This window comes from Clavibacter lycopersici, assembly GCF_003576405.1.
Lineage (GTDB): Bacteria > Actinomycetota > Actinomycetes > Actinomycetales > Microbacteriaceae > Clavibacter > Clavibacter lycopersici.
Genome location: NZ_QWGT01000306.1, coordinates 1 through 2,739, shown reverse-complemented (window position 1 = coordinate 2,739; position 2,739 = coordinate 1). Strand labels below are relative to the sequence as shown.

The 2,739-nt window shown below is 76.0% G+C and carries 5 protein-coding genes; 4 read left to right on the top strand and 1 reads right to left on the bottom strand.

Going from position 1 to position 2,739, the window contains the following annotated elements; genetic code table 11:
* On the top strand, positions 1-409 hold a 409-nt coding region (locus DZG00_RS14300; RefSeq protein ID WP_119455760.1), incomplete at its 5' end, for a M20/M25/M40 family metallo-hydrolase.
* On the opposite strand, the gene DZG00_RS14295 is transcribed toward DZG00_RS14300, so the two are convergent.
* Entirely contained in the window at positions 406-912 is a 507-nt protein-coding gene (locus DZG00_RS14295; protein ID WP_119383001.1) for a metallophosphoesterase family protein, read from the bottom strand. The genes DZG00_RS14300 and DZG00_RS14295 overlap by 4 nt on opposite strands.
* Positions 913-977: 65 nt before the next feature.
* Between DZG00_RS14295 and DZG00_RS14290 the strand changes: the two genes are divergently transcribed.
* The 3 genes from DZG00_RS14290 to DZG00_RS14280 form a co-directional block, all read left to right on the top strand.
* Positions 978-1,511: a GNAT family N-acetyltransferase gene (locus DZG00_RS14290; RefSeq protein ID WP_119383000.1), complete on the top strand. Its 534-nt coding sequence runs from the start codon at positions 978-980 to the stop codon at positions 1,509-1,511.
* A gap of 58 nt (positions 1,512-1,569) precedes the next feature.
* Positions 1,570-2,184: a sulfite oxidase-like oxidoreductase gene (locus tag DZG00_RS14285; protein WP_119382999.1), complete on the top strand. Its 615-nt coding sequence runs from the start codon at positions 1,570-1,572 to the stop codon at positions 2,182-2,184.
* A 14-nt stretch (positions 2,185-2,198) separates the two neighbouring features.
* The coding region (locus DZG00_RS14280; protein ID WP_233550153.1) for an FAD-binding oxidoreductase at positions 2,199-2,739 on the top strand (541 nt) is incomplete at its 3' end.

Genomic DNA, 2,739 nt, shown 5'->3' with positions numbered 1-2,739 from the left:
CCTCCCCGGCCAGTCGACGGCGGACGTCGAGGCCGAGCTGCGCGAGGCGCTCGACGCGGTCGCCGCCCGCACCCCGGCGATGGACGCGGAGCTCGTCACTCTCGTGGCCCGCGCGGCCTTCGAGGCCGACGTCGACGGTCCGCTCGCGCGCGCCGTGCTCGACAGCGGGGCGCGCGTCACCGCCTCGCCCGTACCCCACCGGGGCGAGCCGTTCTGGACCGACGCGGGGCTCGTGCACGAGGCCGGGATCCCGTGCATCCTCCTCGGCGTCACCGGCGGCGGCGCCCATGCGGACGAGGAGTGGGCCGAGGTCGACTCGATCCGCCGCCTCGCCGACGTGCTCGAGGGAGCGATCCTCGACTTCTGCGGGAGCGCCGGGTCGTCGCCGCCCAGCCGCCCGGCCGCCTAGTCCCGCGTCGGCGACCGGTGCAGCTCGACGTGGAGCCGCCCCGCGTCGGCCGTCGCGGTCATCCACGTGAAGTCCGGCTGGCGGCGGCGGTCGGTGGGCGATCCGGGGTTGAGGAGCCGGAGTCCCGCGGGCGTCACGGTGTCCCAGGGGATGTGGCTGTGGCCGAAGACGAGCACATCGGTCTCCGGGAACGCGGCGTCCATCCGCCGCTCGCGGCCCGTGGACGCGCCGGTCTCGTGCGTGACCGCGAACCGGATCCCCTCGATCACCTCGCGCGCCGTCTCCGGCAGCCGGGCGCGGAGGCCGGCGGGGTCGTTGTTGCCCCAGCACGCGACGAGCCGCGCGGCGCGGGCCTCGAGCGCGTCGAGGGCGGGCTCGTCGACCCAGTCGCCCGCGTGGATCACGACGTCCGCTGCGTCGATCGCCCGCCACAGCGCTCGCGGCAGGTCCTTCGCGCGCTTCGGGAGGTGGGTGTCGCTGAGGAGCACGAGCGATGCGGTCACGCGGCCAACGGTACGCGGGCCGACCGGTCGGCGGCCCGGCCGCACCGCTCCCGTACCCTCGATGCGTGACCCCCACCACCCGCGACCTCGTGCCCGCCGACCTCGCCTGGATGGTGCCGCTCAACAACGCCGCCGTGCCCGCTGTCCCGCCCATGGACGCCGCGTCGCTCGGCGAGGTGCTCGGCCACGCCGACCTGGCGATCGCCGTGGTCGACGCCGACGCGCCCGACGCGACGCCGGTCGGCATGCTCCTCGCGATGCAGCCGGGCGGCGCCTACGACAGCGCCAACTACCGGTGGTTCGAGGAGCGCGGCGTCGACGGCCTCTACGTCGACCGGATCGTGGTCGCCGACGCGCACCGCGGGCGCCGGCTCGGGCAGGTCCTGTACGCGCGCGTGTTCGCGGAGGCCCGCCGCACCGGGCGCGCCGCGGTCACGTGCGAGGTCAACACGCTGCCGCCGAACCCCGGATCCCTCGCCTTCCACGGCCGCCTCGGCTTCGCGCGCATCGGCGAGCTCGTCGACGCCGACGGCCTCCACGCGGTCGCGATGCTGTCCGCCCCGGTGGATCCGCCCGCGCCGGCCCCCGTCGCGCCGTGACGCGCGCGGCATGATGGACGGGACACGTCCCCCCCATCCGCCCCTCGAGGAGGCGCCCATGACCGGCATCACCCGCGGCTTCGTCGGCCGCCCGCGGAAGGGCACGGCCGATCGACTGCCGCCCGGCCAGTACGACACGCAGGGCGGCTGGCCCGTGCTCACCGCCGAGGCGGTGCCCAACCTCCCGGAGTCGCGCTGGTCCATCGCCGTCGACGGCCTCGTCGAGCGCCCGACCTCCTGGGACTGGGACGAGGCGCACGCGCTCCCGCGCTCGGAGTACGCGGGCGACATCCACTGCGTCACCACGTGGACCCGGCTCGACACGCGCTTCGCGGGCGTGAGCGTCGACACCCTGCTCGACGCCGCGGGCCCGCTCCCGGAGGCGTCCTTCGTCCTCGCGACCTCGCACTCCGGCTACACGACCAACCTGCCGCTGGAGGACCTCCGCGGCGGGCGCGCGTGGATCGCATGGGAGGCCGACGGCCGCCCACTCACGCCCGACCACGGCGGGCCGGCGCGCCTCCTCGTGCCGCACCTCTACTTCTGGAAGAGCGCGAAGTGGATCGCCCGCCTCACGCTCCTCGACCACGACCAGCAGGGCTTCTGGGAGCGCAACGGCTACCACGACCGCGGCGACCCGTGGCGCGAGCAGCGCTACCAGGGCGACCGCTGAGCGCGGCGGAGTCCGTGCCCGGCTCCGTGCCCGTGCCCGCCGTGCCGGCGTCGGTCGGCGGCGAGTGGCGGACGGCGACCATCGCGGCGATCGAGCACCCGACCCCGACGACCGTGCTGCTGCGCTTCGACGTGCCCGACCGGATCCCGCACCTGCCCGGCCAGCACTGCGTCGTGCGGCTGCGCGCGGAGGACGGGTACACGGCCCAGCGCTCGTACTCGATCCTGTCCGCGCCGCACGAGGAGGGCGTCGAGCTGCTGATGGAGCGCTACGAGGACGGCGAGGTGAGCGGCTTCTTCGCCGACGTCGCAGGCGTCGGCGACGAGATCGAGATGCGCCTGCCCATCGGCGGCTTCTTCGTCTGGGACGGCGCGACCCCCGCGGTCGCGCTCGGCGGCGGCACCGGCGCGGTGCCGCTGGTCGCGATGGTCCGCCACGCCCGCCACCTCGGCCTGCCGCACCTCGTGCGCGTGGCCGTCTCGGCGCGCACCGCGGCCGACATCCCGTGCCGCGCGGAGCTCGAGTCGGCGGGCGCGCTCCTGGTGACGACGCGCG